A 19,000-nucleotide genomic window follows, 5' to 3' on the forward strand; every position below is an offset into this window, starting at 1 on the left:
GATGCTCTCAGCGTTGGTCAGTCGCGTTGCAGCACGTGGGCATAGCCCACCGCACCCAAGCCCACCATATGAGCCAGGCCAATCCTTGCGCCCCTGTGTTGCCGGTCGCCAGCCTCGCGGCGCAACTGCATCGTGATCTCTCCGATCTGGCCCACGCCGGTCGGCCCAATGGGATGCCCCATGGCAATAAGGCCACCGGAAGGGCTAACAGCCACCTTGCCGCCGATGTCGAAAGCGCCTTCTTTCAGCCACCTGACCGCTTCGCCCGGCTTGCAGATGCCCATAGCCTCGATGTACTGCAGCTCTTCCACCGCGAAGGCATCATGCAGTTCGATCAGATCGAGCTGTGAGGCCTTGATACCGGCCTGCGCCATGGCCATCTCGCTCACCCGCCGGGTCAACTCGGCATCGAATCCCACCTCCGGTGGATAGACGGTCTCGCTGATGGCCGCCGACGCGGAAACTCTCACGGCGCGCGATGCGTCAAGGCCGAGGCGCTTGATGCCCTCCTCGGAGGCGATTACCACCGCGGCAGCGCCCTCTCCAACCGGACAGCACTGAAGTGTGGTAAGAAATCCCGACACAGCGCGTCCCTTCAGGATGTCTTCGAGTGAGCGCACCTTCTGGCGATGTGCGTTGGGATTCTTCGCGCCGTTGCCATGGTTCTTGACCGCCACGCGTGCCACATCCTCGATGGTGGCGTTGTACTTCCCCATATAGGCGTCGGTCAGCAGGGCGAAATGCGTGAACGGCACGATTTCGTCGGCTGCGAGGTGCTGGATTCCGGTCTGCTTCAAGGCGTTATCCACTCGCGCGGGCTTGTCCACGCCCACAACCAGACCCACGTCGCTGATGCCCGAAGCCACTTCGATGCAGGCGTGCCGGAATGCTGCCGAACTTGAGGCGGAGGCGTTCTCGATGTGAACGATCGAACTCTGGTTGCTGCCCAGATGGCTCAGCATCGGCCTGCCACTGGCCATGCCCAGCAGTGCAGTGCCGACATAGCTCGTCTCGATGTCGGTCCACTTTGCTCCGGCGTCGGCGAGCGCTTGGCGGACCGCCGTCAGCCCCAGTTGTACGTAGGGTGTCTCGGACAGTTCCTGGTAGCGATGCCAGCCCACGCCCACGACGTACACGGGGCGCAGTTGTGCCAGTGTCTTTGCCATTTCAATTCTCCTCGCCGTTGCCGTTGGCTTTATCCTCGGCAATGAAGCGCAGGTCGCGCACCGTTTCTCCCGCCTCGTTCTGCACCTCCTCCAGACAGGTGACGAGCGTCGCGCCGTGCTTCAGTGGCGCCGTCTGGGCCGTCGCAAGAAGTCCCCGTACAAGCGGGCCGTCATCCAAGACAACCTCGACCACCGTGAAGGGAACGGGCGGCACAGGCCTCGAATGCATGTGAACTGTCGATTGAGCATGCAGGCGCCCGCGGCCGCTCAGGAGCACCTCGACAAGGCTCTCGCCTGTGTCGCCGGTGAGCTGGCAGCCATAGTGCTGCGGCGGGAAGCTGATGTGTCCGCTGCTGGACTTGACGGCGCGCAGCGCAGGCGAAGTCAGCAGTGCCGCTGTGCCTTCTTCTGCATAGAAGCCTTGATTTCGCAAAGTGGTCATGAGAGTTCCTGGAAAAAGGTCAAGAGAGGGACGCGAGACGGTCGACTTGAGCGCCCGCGAGATCAGTTCTTTGATGATTTCTCTTGTGCCACCGTAGGTGCGCCGTCTCCGGACGTCGCCGTACAACCGACCGGCCATGTGTTCGCTCAGGAATCCGTCTTTTCCGAAGCGTCGGAAGACCGATGGTCACTGGCACGTCTCCACCATCGAACGCATCCTGTAGCGCGCGGCGTCGAACTCGCGGCCAGTCGCCGCCAGGATCTCGGCAACCGGTTCGATCGCACCGACGCCGCTGACCGAATGCCCCGCGCTCCAGATGTCGGTCCAGCGGCGGGCACGGTTGGGGTCCTTTGCCTGGCTGAAGAGCTCACGGGCCCTCTCCGGCGTCATGGACTCGTCGAGTGCAGCCGGATCGAGACCTGCCGCCAGCAGCGACGGCACCAGCATGCTTGCCGGCAGCCCGGTGATGGCGCTCGTCAGCACGATGTCGTCGGCACTGGAGTTCACCAGCATCTGCTTGTATGCCTGTGACGCCATGCTTTCCTCGGCGGCAATGAACTTGGTCCCCATGTAGGCCAGGTCGCAACCGAGTACCTGCGCGGCGAGAAGAGCGGCCCCGTCACTCACGCCGCCGGCAAGCACCAGTGGGCCATCGAAGAAGCTGCGAACGGCCCGCACGAACGCGAAGCCGTTGAGCCAACCGGTCTGGCCGCCGGCACCCGCGGTCAGAAGCACGAGGCCGTCTGCGCCCGCTTCAATGGCCTTTCGCGCATGCTTGATCGTCGCGACATCCGCAAACACCAGACATCCTGCGTCGTGCAGTGGCGCGATCACCGGCGCGGGAGAGCCGACGCTGGTGATCACCATCTCCACGCCGTGGCGCACGATCAATTCCACATCCCTTTTCAAGGACTCCTCGCCGCGGTGGATGATCAGGTTGGGGCACCAGGGCGCAGCCTTCACATCGCTATCGCCTAGTTCCGAAACAATGCGCGTCAGCCACGCATCGAGCTCCTCCGCGCTGCGTGCATTGGCGGTCGGGAACGCGCCGATCGCACCACTGCGACAGGTGGCAATCACGAGGTCAGGCCCCGAGACGCGCAGCATGGGCGCCGCAATCACAGGCAGGTGAAGTCGTCCGGCGATGTGGTCTGGAAGACGAGTCATGCTCAACGTCCTTGCCACACTGGAGCGCGCTTCTCAAGGAAGGCTTGCACGCCTTCCCTGCGGTCTGTCGACTCGAGGGCGGGCTTGGCCATCGCCATCTGCTGCACCCACGCCTCGCTCTCGGTCCAGTCGACAGCCGCTCGCACGATCTGCTTGGTTGCTGCCAGCGCGGTTGGTCCGTTGCGCAAGATCCGCTGGGCCAATTCCAGCGCTCCAGCCAACGCCTGGCCTGGTTCGCTCACGCGGTTGACGAAGCCCCATTGCTGCAAAGTTGCAGCACTCTGCATATCGCCCGTCAGCAGGAACTCCATTGCGATGTTGTAGGGAACGCGCCTTGGGGCGCGGAACAACCCGCCGCCGAGTGCGACCACGTTGTGGCGCACTTCGGGCAGACCGAACTTCGCATCGCTCGCGGCAACCACCAGGTCGCAGGACATGCACAGCTCCATGCCGCCGCCCACCGCATGCCCTTCCACTGCCGCGATCAGCGGTTTGGCCGGCGGGCGTTTGAAGATGCCGAAGCCACCTCGCTCGGGCGTCGAGGCCAACTCACCACGCGCTGCGGCGCGCAAGTCTGCGCCGGCGGAGAAAGTGCCGCCAGCCCCAGTGACCACCGCCAGGAAAATCGACGGGTCGTTGTCGAAATCGTCAACGATGTCCGACATGGCCTTCGCGGTGGCGGCATCGAACGCGTTCCTGGCCTCGGGCCGATTGATCGTGATGATCAGGATCGGACCCAGCCGCTCGGTGAAGACAAGAGGTTTGCTCATGGTTGTGCCTTACATCGAGAACGAGAAACCGCCATTTACCGGATAGGTCTGTCCGGTGATCCAGCTGCTTGCCCCCGATGCCAGGAAAAGCACCATGGCGGCGACATCAGAAGGCTCGCCCAGGCGGCGCACCACGTACTGGGCGAGCGCCTTCTTGAGAAACTCCGGATTTGCAACGGCGGCGGCAATTGCCGGCGTGTAGGTCGCAGAAATCGCGATGTTGTTTGCAGTGATGCCGTACCGCCCCACGCCGCGCGCGATGCCACGGGTCAAGCCTGCTGCACCGGCCTTGGCTGCGGAGTAAACCTCCAACCCATTCGCTTCGCCCGAGCGGCCGGCGTCGGAGATGATCGTGATCAGTCGACCGTGCTGCCGATCCACCATGCCCGGCAAGGCATGGCGGCTGCAGTTCATCACGCCATCCAGATTCACCGAGATGAAGCGCGCCCAATCGGAGGGCTCGGATTCCCAGAATGGCTTCCTGTCGGAGTGGCTGCCAGGGTTGGCGCCTGCATTTCCCGCGTTGTTTACGAGGATATCGACCTTGCCAAAGATTGCATGTGCCTTCTCGAACATGGCGCCCACGCTGGCGTAGTCTGTCACGTCGGCCTGGATGGCCTCGGCCCTGCCGCCCGCCGCCTTGATCTCCTGCGCCACCGCCTGCGCGCGTTCACCGAAGTAGTCATTGACCACCACGGCCGCGCCGTGCGCGGCCAGCATCTGCGCGATGCCCTTGCCGACGCCCTGGCCTGCACCAGTGACCACGGCAACACGGTCATCAAGATTGAATATGTGGGTCTTGGCGCTCATTCGTGTTTTCCTTTCTTCTTCCAAAAAATCGGTGTGCATGCTGCGCTTCAGAGATCTCCATGGTTGGCGCTGCTCCGCCTTTCCTGTTGTCTCTGTGTGCGATGCACTGCAATGAATGTAGAGAGGAGCCCTTCTTTCGAGATCGTCGGAAGCGACGAGCACCCCAAAAAATAAATGGCGGCGCGAGGCGAGACCTTCAGAATGAATTCATCCGAATTCCGCGGCATGAACGATTGGAAACCTTCGCTTCAGGTCGACTGCAGGGCAATACGAAATGGCATCGTGCGACGCGCTATCGCAGCACCAGCCACGGATCGACTTGCCTGCACGCAGCGGGGCGGCACGCCGTGTTCGGTCGGGTGCGATGTGATGCGCGCGCTCAACGAACGGGGACTCGACTGTGGCCCTGTTCGGCAAGGAGGGCTACCCGCAGCTTCTGGTCATCCGGCACAGGGGGCGACAGTTCGCACTGCCGATCGAAATAGCAGGCGTGTAAACGCGCCCTACCGACGACCGCCTGGCGCAGTCCTCGCACGATGGCTGAGCGCAAACGCTTGCCCATTGAGCGCTTCACGGCCCACAAGATGAGGGTTCAACGAACTTGCCACCGGACGAACAAGCGGATGTTTCCGGAGCCGACGAGGAGATACGCCTGCGCAGCGCAACGCGCGAAGCGTTTTCTATCGCACGATTCCCAAGCGCCGGGCAGCGCTGACGGCCTGCATCCGACTTCCCGCCGCGAGCTTGCTGTTGATGTTGCGCAGATGGGTGCGGACGGTGCTGTCCGTGACACCCAACTTCTCGGCCATGGCGATATTGCTGTACCCCTCGGCAAGGAGATGCAAAACGTGGACCTCCTTCTCCGTGAGCCGATCGAGCAGCACCGTCTGCTGGGAGGGGTCGGGCGCCGCAACGGGCAGGGTCGAGCCATAGCCTTCTCGCAGATTTGTGAGGTAGCCAAGAAAAGTGACGTCCCTCGAGACGCTGCTTGCGGCAGTGGCTCGCGCATGCAACTGCCGAACGAGCACGCCGAGTGGCGGTCCCTCGTCGAGCACCATACGCACAAAGCCCTGCCGATGGCAGGCTCGCAGCGTCGATTCGAGTGCGATGAGCGCCGAAGGCTCCCGCCCCGAGCGCGCCAAGGCAACGGCCAGCACAAGCTCGAGGGCCAGGCCACGTCGGCGGCGTTGCTCCGAGAAGGCGATCGCCGCCTCGGCAGTCAGCGCGATTGCCGCTGTCGCGGCGTCTCCTGAGACCGCTTCCCATCGCAGCTTGGCGAGAAGGGGATAGTCGACGTCGTTGCCAGCGAGCCGAAAGGTCTGCGTCCTGCTGGCTGCAGCGTCATCGCTCACTCTGGCCAATTCCTGCTGCGCGGCGATGGAGTGGCCTTGCAGCAATTGCACACGCGAACGTTCCAGCCGGGCGCTGGTGACCACGCGCGGAAGTTGCCTCTCATGGCCTAGCGCCTCGAGCTCAGTCAAGAGTCTGTACACCTCGTCCACGTCGCCGGCCAGGAACGCGATCCTCGAAAGCATTCGGTAGCCTTGGATCATGTGATCGGGCAGTCCGATATTCCGTGTCTGCGGGATGTAGACCCTCAGCAGGTCTGTCGCATGGGCTATCTCGTTTCGTTCATAGGTTGTCAAGGCATAAAGAAGGCCCGCCCAAGCGTTGCCGCCGGTGCTCTTTCGCCCTTCAGCGATCGTGGCTGCAACAGCCGTCCTGAAGCGAGCGTGAGCCTCATGAATCCGACCGGCAAACAGATCCAGCGTACCTTCCATCGTTTCCGCATACATACGATGCAGTTGGCTGCTGTTCTCACTCTGCGCACGCCGGCTGGCGCTCATCAGCTCCAATGCTTCGAAGGACTGGCCCCGCATGGAAAACACACCCGACATCGTGTTGATCAAGGCGCCATCGGCAAACGGGACGCTGCTCGGCAGTCTTGCGAGGCCACGCCGTCCGGCCTCGAACGCATCCTCCTGCCGATCCATCATGCCGAAGAGTACGGGGCGCAGTGCCGAAACATGAGGCCAGACATCCTCGTCCGCCGAGTCGGCCAGACCGGAGATGTTCAGCGCCGTCATCGCCGCCCAAGGGCCACGCGTGAAGCAGAGGGTCCACAGCTGCGCCATCTTGAGTGCCGGATGGGATCGAAGGGCGTTCGGTGGCAGCTTGTCAAACCAGCGCCCGAGCAGCCGCATTCGCCCTTGCGCAAGCAAGGAATAGATGTGGCGTGACATCAATGGCAGAACCTCCGATAGTTCACCGCTTTCGAGATAGTGATCGATCGCGGGAACCGGCCTGTCTTGTGCCGCGAACCAACGCGCTGCCTGCAGATGCAGGGCGGCAACTGCGTCGGGAGACTGGCGCCGCAGTTGAGACTGAAGAAAGCTCGCGAAAAGGCTGTGGTAACGGTAGGTCTGGTCCTCGCCCTCGACGAGGGTGAGCAACACATTCTCCGCACTGAGGGCTTGAAGAATTGCGGCACTTTCTATCTGCGGAACCAGCGCATTGCACAAACCCGGCGTCAGCTCTTTCAGGATGCTCGTCCTGAGGAGGAACTGGCGTACTTTCTCAGACTGCTGCTCGAAGACTTCGCCCAGAAGGTAGTCAGCCACCGAGAGGTTGGAACCGGAGAACTTGCGCACGAACTCCGCCTTCTCTGCATGGTGATCGAGTGCCACCGACGCCAGCCACAGGCCAGTGATCCAACCCTCCGTCTTGCCGTGCAGTTGCGACAGATCCTCCGGGGCAAGACCGGCCTGATGGCGACCGCCGAGAAGTTTCGAAGCCTCAGCCAACGAAAACCTCAGCTGCGAAGAGTCGATCTCGAACATCTGTCCGAGCGCGCGCAAGCGACTAAGTCGAAGATCTGGCACGTTGCGAGAGCCGATGATGACGCGGCCGTTGGGCGGGAGATGGGCGATGAATTCGCGCACCCATTCGTGGACACTGGCTACATGAATGGCTTCGAAGTCATCCAGAAAAAGTGCGAACCGGCCTTCGTATGCAGAGAGCCGGTGCAACACGTGCGCGTCGTCGTCGCCGACGTCGCCTGCATTGAGAAGATGGTCAACGCAGCATCGCAAGGACTGCAGGAAACGCGATACATCGTTGTCAGCACGATCAAGCGTCAACCAGACGGTCGCAGTCCCAGAACTTTCAAGACTGCTTCGCATCTGGGCCATCGCGGTGGTCTTGCCGAAACCTGCGGGTGCTCGCACCAGGATCAGCTTGACGTGCAGCGGTCCCAGCGCCGCATCGGAGATTCTCGGTCGCACGATCTCGGTAGCGACGCGCGCAGGTGGGCTCAGTTTGGTGCGCGGTGATACCCACCCGGGGCTTTGGGGATCGGAGTGACCGGCCCCTGCTGCGCCTTCGTGGCGGCGGTCTTGGAAGCGAGAAGCCATCGTTGCTGAACCGAAAAGCCGAAGAGGCGTTGTCTCCAGGTGATGCACTCGCACACCCCGAGCAACGATCTTACGCGGGGCGCTCGACGTTTGCTGTTGGCGCTACATCCATGTTTCGGCCGGCTGGCAGATTGCCTCGTCGGTTTCGACGAGCCGGATTTGCACATCCTGCTCTAGATTCCATCGAACAAAGGAGACAAGACATGAAATCAGAGTCAGACACCGGATCGGCACCGCCTGGTGCCACCAATTCCGTGAGCCCTGCACCCAACTCTCTCGAGCACTGGGCGGCGGTGAAGCCGGACGAAGTGGCAATCATCGACGGCGAAACCGAGGTGACCTGGGGCGCGTGGAACCTGGAAGCCAATCGACTCGCCGAGGCATTCGTACGCATCGGCGTTGTGGGTGGCGACGTCGTCGCGGTCCGCACGCAGATTCGGCATGAGTGGCAGTTCATCAGTTCCGCCCTGGCCAAGCTGGGTGCTTCGATACTGCCTTTCAACTGGCGGCTGACCCCCGGGGAATCGCGGCACATCCTCGAGGACAGCGGCGCGAAGGTGCTCATCCTGGATGATGAAGATGTGCAGGCGTTCTCACCTGCGTACGGGGGCCTGAACTTGAAGGCGGTGATCGCCATCGGCTCGCAGCCCCCGGCCGAAGTGCTGTCGATGGATCAGCTGCTGGCGCAGACCGAGCCCGTTCCTCGCTTTGCGATGGGTCGGCCACCATTGATCATCTACACCTCCGGCACAACGGGTCAGCCCAAGGGCGTCGTCATGGGCGAGCTCGTCATGAGTGCCGAGCGCATGGAACACATCCAGAGCATCGAAGCCGCAGATCCGCAGCTTCCGGGGGCGCGCACCATGCTGACACTTCCCATGCACCACGGCGCAGGGCCGGGCGCCTGCTGGAGTTCGATCGCCGCAGGCAACACATTGATCATGGCAAGGCGTTTCTTGCCCCAGCAAGCGCTTGCGGACATTCAGCGCCACCGTATCAACCACTGGGTCGCGGTGCCCACCATGTTGAAGCGGATCGCCGCGTTGCCCGAAGAAGTGCTGCAGAGTTACGACGTCTCCTCGATTCGCTCCTTGCGCACCGGTGCTGCGCCAGTGCCTACAAGCCTGAAGGAATGGGTAATGGACTACTTCGGAGAGGTGCTGCACGAAGGCTACGGTGCGACCGAGGTCGGCATGATCGCGCACCTCGGTCCACACGACGTGCGCAGAAAGCCGGGTTCCAGCGGCAAGCCGTATCGGCACGTACAGATCCGCATCAAGGATGAAATTGGCACGCTGTTACCGGCCGGGGAAGTGGGTGCCATCTGGGTCAAGTCCCCGGCGGTGATCAAGCGCTACGTCAACCAGCCGCTACTCGGGCGAGAAACGATCGATGAAGATGGATTCTTCCAGGTGGGTGACGCGGGGCGGCTGGACGAAGATGGATACATCTACCTGACAGATCGCATCAAGGACATGATCATTTCAGGCGGCGTGAACATCTATCCGGCCGAGATCGAATCCGCTTTGATCCAGCACCCGGCGATTCAGGACGTGGCAGTCATTGGCGTTCCGGACGAAGATCTCGGCGAAGCCGTCAAGGCTTTCGTCGAACTCAGGAACGGCGCGACATCGACGGCAAACGAGCTTCTGACCTTCGTTGAGCCCTTGCTCGCCTCGTACAAGCGCCCTCGCTCCATCGAGTTCGTGGTCGATCTGCCACGCAGCACGATGGGAAAAGTCCTGAAGCGTGAACTGCGCAACCCGTTCTGGCAGAACGAGGAAAGGAACGTGTGAGCACTACGACCTCAAAAAATCGCCGCATCAAACATGCCGCTTCCGCTCTTGGGGATGCGGACAAAAACTTGGACTACCTGGAGGTAGTTCATGTATTCATACGAGGACAGGATTCGAGCGGTCGAGCTGTAAATCAAGCTCAGCAAACGCATCAGGGCGACCATTCGCCAGTTGGGGTATCCGACCAAGAATGCCCTGAAAGGTTGGCACCGCGAATACGAGCAGCGCTTCGATTTACCTGTGGGCTATGCGGGCCGATCTCTCGATGGGCGCGATCCACTTCAAGGATCGAGCCACGCTGAGGGAGTCGCAACACAAAATCGTAGCGCTTGGCATCGGTCGCACGTTCCAGAACTTCTGCCTTGGCGTCGCGATTCGAGCATGTGCGGACGATAGGCCTCACAAAGCTTGGTATCTCGGATCGACGATTCGGCTTGCTGTAGCGTTCGAAATCACCTTATTCTTGCTTCCAGTTGATCTGATGACAAAGCAGTGCAAGTCCATCGGTTAAGGATCTTCCCAGGTGCTTAGAGACCACGTCATGGCAATTCACGTTGACTGGCTGGATCGGCGGTGGGCGGCAGGGCGCCGCGCAGCAGGCTCTGCGCTGGCATGCCGGCATCGTCTGCAAGGCGCGGCGGTGGAATGAGTTGTGTGCCGCGGAGGCGGAACTCGCCGGGATTGCGGCTGCTCGAACGAGGCGACGGTGCTTCGGCAAGCACGGGGGCAGAAGACACGGCGCGCAGCATGACGTTGTCGGTGCTCGGCTGCGCGCGCTGCTGCATGCCGCGGATCTCGTCGTAGCGGTCCCATGCAAAGGTCTCGGTTGACCTGCCGTCGCGCATGACAACGGGGCGCAGGAACATCATGAGATTGCTTTTGTCGCGCGTGCGCACTTCGTTCTTGAACAGGTTGCCGACAACGGGAATGTCGCCTGCGAGTGGCACCTTCTCCACGGTGCTGCCGTAGTTGTCCGACAGCAAGCCACCGAGCATCACCAGACCGCCGTCTTCCACTAGCACACTGGATTCGATCGAGCGCTTGCTGGTGGTGGGGCCGTTGGGGCTGTTGACCGTCTGCTGATCGACGGTCGAGGTCTCTTGCGAAATCACCAGCTTGACGGTGCCATTCTCGTTGATGGTCGGGCGCACGCGCAGCGTGAGCCCAACGTCCTTGCGCTCCACCGTCGTGAAGGGGTTGATGCCCGCTGAGCCCGAGGTGCTGGCGTATTGGCCAGTGACGAAAGGCACGTTCTGGCCTATGACGATCTTAGCTTCCTCGTTGTCCAGCGTCAGCAGGTTGGGCGTCGAGAGCACGTTGGCATCGCCGTCGCTGGTAAAAAAGTTCGCGATCACCCCCAAGATGTGTTCGCCGCCGATCTTGCCAGCGATGGCGAGGTTCAGACCCGGAGCAACGGTGGGAAGGGTCTTGGCCGCGATGGCCTGCGTCAGTGCCAGGATGTTCGCGCCCGTCAGGCTCGAATTGGTACCGGCAAGGGCGTTCTTGCTCAGCGCGCTTTGCCACTGCACCCCGAAGTTGGCCGCCTTTCTGGCGCTGACCTCGACGATCAGTGCTTCGACCATGACCTGCGCGCGGCGCCCGTCGAGCTTGTCGATCACAGCGCGCATCTGGCGGTACTGCGGCTCGGGCGCGGTGATGATCAGCGAATTGGTGGAGGGATCGGCTTGGATCTGACCACCGGTGGAAGGCTGGTTGGCGTTGTTCAGTGGAGCACCGGCGCTGGAAGTGCCGCCCTGTCCGCTCGGCAGGCCCGCCTGCGTGACTTGCGCCGCGCCACCTTGTTGCATGCTCGCGCCCCCTCCTTGCCCACCCGACGTGCCGGTCGGTTGGTTCGCCGCCATCGCGGCGCGCAGTGTGGCCGCAAGGCGTACCGCATCAGCGTTCTTCAGGTAAACCACGTAGATGTTGCCGGCCGCGCCATTGCTGCTTTCGACGGGTGAACGGTCAAGCTTCTCGACCAAGGTTCGCACCAGTCGCGCGCGTGCGAGGTTCGCTGCGCGCAGGATCAGAGAATTGCTGCGCTGATCGGCCAGCAGCGTGGTGCGAAATGACGCATCGGCAGTGCCCGGCGCGGCGGCGCTTGGCGCCGAGCCCGAGCCGCTGCCGTCGAGGAGCCGCAAGACCAATGGCAGCAGGTCGTTGGCGACGGAGTGCTTGAGCTGGATGACCTCGATGTCCGACGCATTGGGCACGTCCAACGCCGTGATGATGCGCGCAAGTCGACGCATGTTGTCGGCATAGTCGGTGATCACGAGGGAGTTGTTGCCCGGATTCGCATTGATGGTGTTGTTGGGCGGAATGAGCGGTCGAAGCACCGGCACCAAGTTGCTCGGCGATTCGAAGGTGAGTTGGAAGATCTGCGTGACGATCTGGTTGCTGCCGGCCTTTGCGGCGGCGCCGATCGAAGTGTTGACGGCGCTGCTTTGCAGCTTGGCGTCGGCTTCAGGCACCACCTTGTAGAGGCCGTCGGCCTCCATCACCGCGAAGCCCTGCAGCCGCAGTGCCGCGGTGAACTGGTTGAACGCCGCGGCCGGGGGGATGGCGCGGTCAGTGATCAGGCTGATGATGCCCTTGACGCGCGGATCGACCACCACATTGCGCCCGGTGACCACAGCCATGGTGCGAGCCACGTCCTCGACGTCGGCATTGGAGAAGTTGAGCGTGATCGACGCGCTCCCCGGCCCTGGGGCGGCGTCACTCGTCGGACCCATGCCGGCATTCCTGGACGGCCTTTTGTTTCGGTCGTTCTCCCTTGCAGAAATCTCGGCTTCAGGTGCTGTCAGATGCGGCGCGGCCGTGGGCTCGAGGATCACCAACAGAGAGTTGCCCTGGATCTCGACCCTGTACACAGTCATCTGATTGAGATTGAGCACCACACGGCTTCTCTCGCCCGCTTGGACCACGTTGACCGAACGCAGGGTCGGCTGGTTTATTTCCACGGCCGCGCGCCCGACGGAACTCGCAATGCCGGGAAAATCAATTGCAATGCGTGCGGGCTTGGGGATGATGAATCCTTTCGGCACCACGCTGATGGGTTGTGTCAGTTCGATTCGAAGTACCTCCACATCGGACTGCGTAGAACTCGAAACTCGTTCGATCGAGTTTTGAGCGTGCGCCGCCATTCCGCTGACGATCATTAGGCCGAGTCCAGCGGGGCGGATCCAACGTGTCATCGTTGCCGCAAGAGTTGCGGCGATGACCGTTTGGGATTTCCCAAAGACCCATCCGATCGTCTCTGGGGCTTTCTGCGACTTTCCGGGTGCGGTTGGGTGAAACATGAATGGCTTGTGGTCGCAGACGTTAAAAAGCCTGGCGCTTTTCGCGCAATCGCCCTTCGGATTGCAATCAGCAAACACCACGGATATCGCCGGCGTCATTTCCATCGACACCGAATCCGGTTGAACCAGTTGCCCATCACTCCAAGACGCACTCCCCAGCGCGAGTTTGACTCCGAGGCCCGTTCTCGCTTGAACTCGGCACTTCGCACAAGATGCACGTTCAGTGCACCAGCTTGATGCAGCAGATGCAGAAATTCGGTACAACGAGAGATCGATTGTTTGCTGAGCTTGGCGAGCTCGCGTGCGCTCAGCGTGTAGCGCATGAGCAAACTCGCCAGCAGTATCTTGTCCGGGTCATTGGCAATCAGCTTATTCGCCGGCCAACGGCGAAGCATGAAACGCGCCGAATCGGAGGCAACAGGCTTCTTGCTGGTCAGGCGACGCTTTGTCGAGGCTTCGTGCAAAGTTTGTTGAAGGTCTCTGAGTAGAAGCTGGAGTTTTTCAGCTCGGATAGGGCGCTGAAGCGAGTTCGGAAGATCGCTCGCATCGCGGGTAAGTTTGAGGATGACGCTTGCTGCTCTTGAGGATTCATCCAGGCTGTCAAGTCCGGTCTCGTCAACCAGCAATGCGTCGTAGGGCGGCTCTTGCACCAGCTTCCATCGGCAGTTTCCTTGGTTTGCCGACAATCGAACGGTCGTTTGGATCACGACGCGCTCGATGGCTGGCAATCGGTGGACGCCTAGTCTCAAGGACCGGCCCGAAAGCAACTTCATGAAAGTGAGCCTCTTGTCATCGAACCCGATGGACATCCGCGTGACAGCGACCAACGCAGGGCCCGCGGCTTCGAATAGCAATCTCTCCCGCGCCTGGAAGTCCGGCCGCAGGTGTTCGATCACGCTAGGCTTGATCCCTCTGGGATCGCCTTGCGCTGCCCAGCTCCGAGCGGCGGCTTACACCGGCGCGAGGTGATTGCCGTCGAGCAGGGACCGCAGTCGCTGCCCATTCGCTGCAGGCCATGCAGCGCCCGCAATCCGAGAAAATCGGCGCGGTACTCGTATGTGGTTCGGTCCGTCATTCCTTGCCCCGTCGAGCGGGCAGTCGATTGCGCTTGGTGGCTGTCTCGTCTGTCGAATGGCTCTTTGCAGCAGCGCCACCCGGCTTGCTCGCGGAGCTCTGCCTGATCGCTGCCTCGGCCGGATGTACATCCGTCAGACCGTTCATTCGGTCCAATTGTTTGCTGCGTTCCTCGATGGCCAGAAAAAGCGCGGCAGAGCCCCATCTGCGGACAGAAAAACCAACGCGCAAGACCTTGCCCTTCGACACATAGGTCTTGGCGATCCATTCGCGTGGCTTGCCATCCGGCGAGAGCCGGCAGGAGACGCCGGGAACGCCGGTCGTGTTGTTGCTTCGGAGCTTTTGCGCTCGCTCCTTCCGCTCAAGCGGCGGAATGGTTTGAACGATGGTGTCACGCCATTCGAGCGCTTGTCTCAAGGCGGGCACCATGCCCCCGTTGCGTGACACGCTGAACCGCTTCGTGTACCGGGTACCCTTTCGCATGATGGATACCTCGTAGCCCCAATGCCTTTCAATGATTCCGTACATAGGTGTTTGATTGGAGGCACCTTCTGAGCCGATGCCTTGAACATTTCGTGGAGATCGTCACTGTCGAGACTTTTTTGACCTGACAACGAGCAACGAGCAGGGGCAGGCGCTTTGCGTCGGGGACGTTGCTTGGCCCCGCGGGGCCGCCTGCAAGGAGGTCGCTATGCCAGGAAGCCGACGTTCTTCGGATAGTCGATGCCGTTGGCACTGCCGCCGAAGTTTCTAAGGTTGGGAACAACCTCCTCCAGGCTGGTCGCCGGTACGCCGAACCAAGTCGCCAAAGTGGCCGCGTACTGGTCGACGGAGGTGGAGGGAATCAGCCGCCCCTGCCCTACTTGGCCTTCATACCCAGCGAGCCGCGGGTCGCTGGTGATACTGACAACCGGCGAAGTGCCGTAGAACTGCTTGCCCTTGACCGCCCCTCCCAGCACGAATTGGTGACCACCCCAGCCATGGTCCGAACCGTCGCCGTTGGAGGCCAAGGTGCGCCCGAATTCGGAGGCAGTGAAGGCAGTCACTTTGTCCGCCACGCCAAGCAGGGCCATCTGGCGATAAAAGGCCGCGAGCGAGTCGCTCAATAGCTGCAGCAAAGGAGGATGCCTGGAAATCAGGTCATCGTGCATGTCGTAGCGACCCATCGCGACAAAGAACACTTGCCGTTTTGCACCAATCGCCGCACGGCCACGAATGAGGCGGGCCACCATGGCAAGTTGTTTCCCCAAACCGACGGAGGGGAAGGCGCTGGCCGGGAAATTGCTTCCGATCGCTGCAGTGACGGTGCCCTCCGCATCCACTGCGCGCTTGGTGATCTTGGTGTACTCGCCTTCCATGGCGTGACTGCGAGGCTCTCGCACCATTTCCGCCAGCGCGGCCTTGACCGTACTGGATCCGTAGACAGAACTAGCACTCAGGCTTGTCCGTGTCGGACCGCCGACGCCGACGCCGTATGCCAACGCCGAATCGCCTGACAGGAAGACGGTGTTTCCGCCCACCCCGATGCAAGTCAGAAGCGAGTTGGTGTTCTGCCCGAGCATCAGGTCGCCCATGTTGCCGCCCCACCCGATCGTGGAGCCTTCCGGCGAGGAGGATTGCCAGATCGATTGTTGATCGTTGTGTGAAAACAGGCTGGGGGGCAACGGGTAGAGCTTGCGATTGCCGTTGGTGAACTGGGCGCGTGTAAGTGGCACCACCAGTGGGCCGACGTTGAGCTGCACCGCCAGCTTCGCGTCCGTGTTGAAGAGCGTGGCCAGTTGACTCATGGACGGATGCAACGCGTATTGCCGGCCCTCGGGCAGCGTCGTGGTCGGGTTCAGGAGCGTGGCCGCCAAGCTGGCCTTGCTCAGGGCGATGCCGCCGGCCGTCTGACCGGGGCCTCCGCCGCGAATTGCGCTGTAGGCGTTGTAGCTGGCGTCGTCGTAGGTGACAACCGTGTTGGCGTGGTCGTTGCCACCGTACAGGAAAACGCAAACCAGCGCCTTGTAGTCGTCGCCAGCGGCTTGCGCTGCTGCATCGCCCATCAGGGCAAGATTGAGTGCCATGGGCAACGCGCTACCTGCCATTGCAAGCTGGCCGGAGCGGCGCAGGAACGCGCGGCGGGTGTGGGCTTTTGGATCGATCAGGTACATGGTGGATCTCTTATTTCTGGACCAAGTAGGCCGGCGCAGCCATCACCAGCAACACGGCGGCGTAGAGGCGGTTGTCCTTGAGGGTGTCGGTGCTGCTCTCCGTCACGGCGGGTGTATTCAGCGCGCCGGTGATACGCGCAACGCTGGCTGCATCCAGCTGGTTGGCCGTCAGCAGCAAATTGAGCCGGTGCACCAGCGCGGCAGGGTCGAGTACCAGTGCGCGCTCGGCTGTGTAGCTTGCCACCACGCTACCGTTAAGGCCGCCGGGTATGACGCCCTGCATGAAGTTGAGATACCCGCTCACACTGCTTTCGTTGACCAGTTGAAACTCGGGCGCTACCAACTTGGCTGAAGCTATTGCACTCGACGGAGGCACGTAGCCTGGTCGGAAGAAGTTGAAGACCGAAGGTGCGCGCAACGGGCTTTGGCCGAGTTGGGCGCTCGAATCCGAAAGGTCTCCGATCTTCCAGGTGTCCTCGGCCGAGGTGATTCCAAAGGTCCGGCCCCACTGGACCAGGCGCAGCATCGGCTCGCGCAGTCGGCCGAAGTACGGGTTCGCGAGTCCATCGGGACCGCGCGCTTCGTTGTCCAGCAACACCGCCGCAAAAACGCTCTTCATGTCGCCGCGCACGCCGGCGCCGTTGTCGGCAAATGCGTCGGCCACTCGCTTCACGTAGGCAGGGCTGGGGTTGCTGGTCACGAGGCGTTGGATGAGCTGCCGACCGATGAAGGGGCCGACGTTGGGATGGTTGTGTAACGTGTCCAGCGCGATCTTCAAGGCGGCCTTGCCTTCGGTGTTGGCAGGCACGACCGCCCCTAGAAATCTGGCCTCCAGCATCGAGTGGCGCGAGGCAACGAGCGCCATCGGGCGCGTCGTCCAGCCATTGCTGTCGATCGCGCGGCTGGCGCCTGGCGGTGTGAAGCCAGCGCGTTCGGCGGCCGGTATGTCCCGGTCATAGCCTGTAAATACGCGCGCCAGGTTGCTGACGTCCGCCAGCGAATAGCTATCTAGCGGTGCACCGTCGCTGCCAGTCTTGACTGTGCCATCGGCGTTGAGCTGATGCAGGCCGATGCTCATGAGCTGCATCACCTCGCGGGCGTAGTTCTCGTCCGGTTGGCGGCCTTGGGCATCCTCTTTTTGGTTGCCCTTGGTGTTGAGGAAGTAACCCATGGCCGGATTGAGCGTCACGTTTTCCAACAGCTCGCGAAAGTTGCCTGTGACGCCAACAACCAACGTGTCCCAGTATTGGGCGATCGCCTGCGCATGCCAGTTGGGGGGGGCAATTTCGCTGGCGGAGACCACAAAGATCTCCGACAACGCGAGCGCCATTCGTTTGCGTATCGCGTCGGGGGATGCCATGAGCTGGTTCCAGATCATGTCGTCGGAAGTGACTGCGCCGTAGGCCTTGCTCGCGACCCAGGCCCAGCCGGTCTGCGATGCTGGGCCGGCCATTTGCTCACGCAGCCATGCCAGATAGCCCTGACTGCGCACCGCAGCAATGTCCTCCTCTGAAGCGGAAAATTGCGCCTGCAGTAGAAACCGTGCCGCCTCTGTGTCGGTTTTGGCTTGGGTGTAGAGGTAGGCTTGGTCGCTCGGTGTGCTTGCGTTGCCAGGTCCGGCCCCGCTGCCCGCCCCACCAACCCCACCAACCCCACCGGTGCCGCCTGGCCCTCCAGGGCCACTTTCCGTACCGCCGCCGCAGGCCGTCAGCGTTGCTGCAGCGACGAGGGCGACAGCGGCGGCTGCAGAAGTTGAGTGATCCGCAGCGCCTGCGAGTTCAATCCTGGAAGCGGTCGTGATGCCAGCCGCTTGCGACGGCCCGTTGGCTCCCTTGGGGCGCGCGATTGCAAAGTCTTCCATACAGGTTTTGATCTCGTTGTGTCTATTTCAGCCATCAGTGCAGCAACCGATGTGCCGGGGCCGTCGAGCATGAAAACCCAGTCAAAACTCATTCAGTTCGACACAAATTGTCAAAATTTGTGACTTATATTGTTGCTTTTGCGACAACTTATGTCACTTTGGTAACAGTCATTTACAGCGATATGTGGTATTGAAACTATTGTATTGGCCTGTGGTTTTTTGTGTGGCGCGCGACGGTGACAGCTGTGCGTGGAGTTCCGGCGCGCCGCTCGTGGCCATGGCCATCGTCGATTTGCGACGCAGGCTCTTGCTACAGGCATGCATCGCCTCTTTCATGTGTGCGCAAAGCCACGGTCGGTTGCGTGCTCCGTCGTACTGGGCGGTCGAGATTGAGCGATCTGCGCCTGAACGAGCCCGTGCAACGCTGCGAGCGCGAGAACCCTGGCGAACTGCTGCACATCGGCATCAAGAAGTTGGAACGCCCTAACAAGGTCGGCCGTCGGATCTTCACAAGAGCAAGCTCCGCGCCGAGGCATTCCCGCGGACTGCTGTGGGCTACTCCACAAGCATGGGCGCCACGATCCAGCAGGTGTTGACCAACAACGGCATGTCGTTCCGTTCCAAGCTACTTGTCGAAACATGCCCCAGACTGGGTATCGGGTAGAAGTTCACCAGGGTGCATCGCCCACAGACCACCGACAAGGCCGGACCCTTCACACAGTCCACCCAGTGCGAGCGGGCCTTCGGGCACACCTACGCGAACTCAAACCAGCACCGCGAAGTCCCCCTTGCAGAGAGTTTCAGACGAGATGCCTTAGCGAAAACACTCGAATCTCAGACACAGAATTTCCTCTGTAGAAACAATGCTGACATCTATGCGTCCGCGGGGCTGGGTGCGCACCACCAGCCCACTGGCGGCAATGCCGCTGTTGATGATCTGCGTATCGCGCAGGCTCTTGCATCAGGCGCTCGATCTCGAGGCGCAAACCGACTCCGCCACCACCTCGCCCTCCTTTTCTAAAAGCCCCGTCCCTCCACAAGGAGGACGG

General features: G+C 61.7%; 12 protein-coding genes. 1 reads left to right on the forward strand and 11 read right to left on the reverse strand.

The features are described from left to right. Positions 1-17 precede the first annotated feature (17 nt). The 6 genes from CLU95_RS04475 to CLU95_RS04505 all read right to left on the reverse strand — a co-directional run bounded on the left by CLU95_RS04475 (position 18) and on the right by CLU95_RS04505 (position 7,768). Positions 18-1,166: a thiolase family protein gene (locus CLU95_RS04475; RefSeq protein ID WP_099790807.1), complete on the reverse strand. Its 1,149-nt coding sequence runs from the start codon at positions 1,164-1,166 to the stop codon at positions 18-20. 1 nt (position 1,167) lies between these two features. Beyond that, the gene (locus CLU95_RS04480; RefSeq protein WP_099790809.1) at positions 1,168-1,608 is read right to left on the reverse strand and encodes a hypothetical protein; all 441 of its coding nucleotides are present in this window, start codon (positions 1,606-1,608) and stop codon (positions 1,168-1,170) included. Positions 1,609-1,794: 186 nt separating this feature from the next. After that, the gene (locus tag CLU95_RS04485; RefSeq protein ID WP_099790811.1) at positions 1,795-2,775 is read right to left on the reverse strand and encodes an NAD(P)H-dependent flavin oxidoreductase; all 981 of its coding nucleotides are present in this window, start codon (positions 2,773-2,775) and stop codon (positions 1,795-1,797) included. 2 nt (positions 2,776-2,777) lie between these two features. After that, positions 2,778-3,545: a crotonase/enoyl-CoA hydratase family protein gene (locus CLU95_RS04490; protein WP_099790812.1), complete on the reverse strand. Its 768-nt coding sequence runs from the start codon at positions 3,543-3,545 to the stop codon at positions 2,778-2,780. A 9-nt stretch (positions 3,546-3,554) separates the two neighbouring features. Continuing rightward, complete coding sequence (locus CLU95_RS04495; protein ID WP_099790814.1) at positions 3,555-4,355, reverse strand: SDR family NAD(P)-dependent oxidoreductase; 801 nt, start codon at positions 4,353-4,355, stop codon at positions 3,555-3,557. 680 nt (positions 4,356-5,035) lie between these two features. Then, positions 5,036-7,768 (reverse strand): LuxR C-terminal-related transcriptional regulator, encoded by a 2,733-nt coding sequence (locus CLU95_RS04505; protein ID WP_099790816.1) that lies wholly within the window; start codon positions 7,766-7,768, stop codon positions 5,036-5,038. A gap of 203 nt (positions 7,769-7,971) precedes the next feature. On the opposite strand from CLU95_RS04505, the gene CLU95_RS04510 reads away from it, so the two are divergent. Beyond that, the gene (locus CLU95_RS04510) at positions 7,972-9,564 is read left to right on the forward strand and encodes a class I adenylate-forming enzyme family protein (RefSeq protein WP_099790818.1); all 1,593 of its coding nucleotides are present in this window, start codon (positions 7,972-7,974) and stop codon (positions 9,562-9,564) included. Positions 9,565-10,103: 539 nt separating this feature from the next. Here CLU95_RS04510 and gspD read toward each other — a convergent pair. The 5 genes from gspD to CLU95_RS04530 form a co-directional block, all read right to left on the reverse strand. Beyond that, on the reverse strand, positions 10,104-12,968 hold the full coding sequence (gene gspD, locus CLU95_RS04520; RefSeq protein WP_257214535.1) for a type II secretion system secretin GspD: 2,865 nt from the start codon (positions 12,966-12,968) through the stop codon (positions 10,104-10,106). Then, positions 12,959-13,759: a hypothetical protein gene (locus tag CLU95_RS30570; protein WP_143605960.1), complete on the reverse strand. Its 801-nt coding sequence runs from the start codon at positions 13,757-13,759 to the stop codon at positions 12,959-12,961. The genes gspD and CLU95_RS30570 overlap by 10 nt, the downstream gene beginning before the upstream one ends. 175 nt (positions 13,760-13,934) lie before the next feature. Continuing rightward, positions 13,935-14,465, reverse strand: a complete 531-nt coding sequence (locus tag CLU95_RS30575) for an AP2 domain-containing protein (protein ID WP_143605961.1) — start codon at positions 14,463-14,465, stop codon at positions 13,935-13,937. Positions 14,466-14,626: 161 nt separating this feature from the next. Further along, positions 14,627-16,090 (reverse strand): DUF1501 domain-containing protein, encoded by a 1,464-nt coding sequence (locus CLU95_RS04525; protein WP_099790822.1) that lies wholly within the window; start codon positions 16,088-16,090, stop codon positions 14,627-14,629. 10 nt (positions 16,091-16,100) lie between these two features. Continuing rightward, on the reverse strand, positions 16,101-17,951 hold the full coding sequence (locus CLU95_RS04530) for a DUF1800 domain-containing protein (RefSeq protein ID WP_099790824.1): 1,851 nt from the start codon (positions 17,949-17,951) through the stop codon (positions 16,101-16,103). Positions 17,952-19,000 lie beyond the last annotated feature (1,049 nt).

This window comes from Variovorax sp. 54, from assembly GCF_002754375.1.
GTDB lineage: Bacteria > Pseudomonadota > Gammaproteobacteria > Burkholderiales > Burkholderiaceae_C > Variovorax.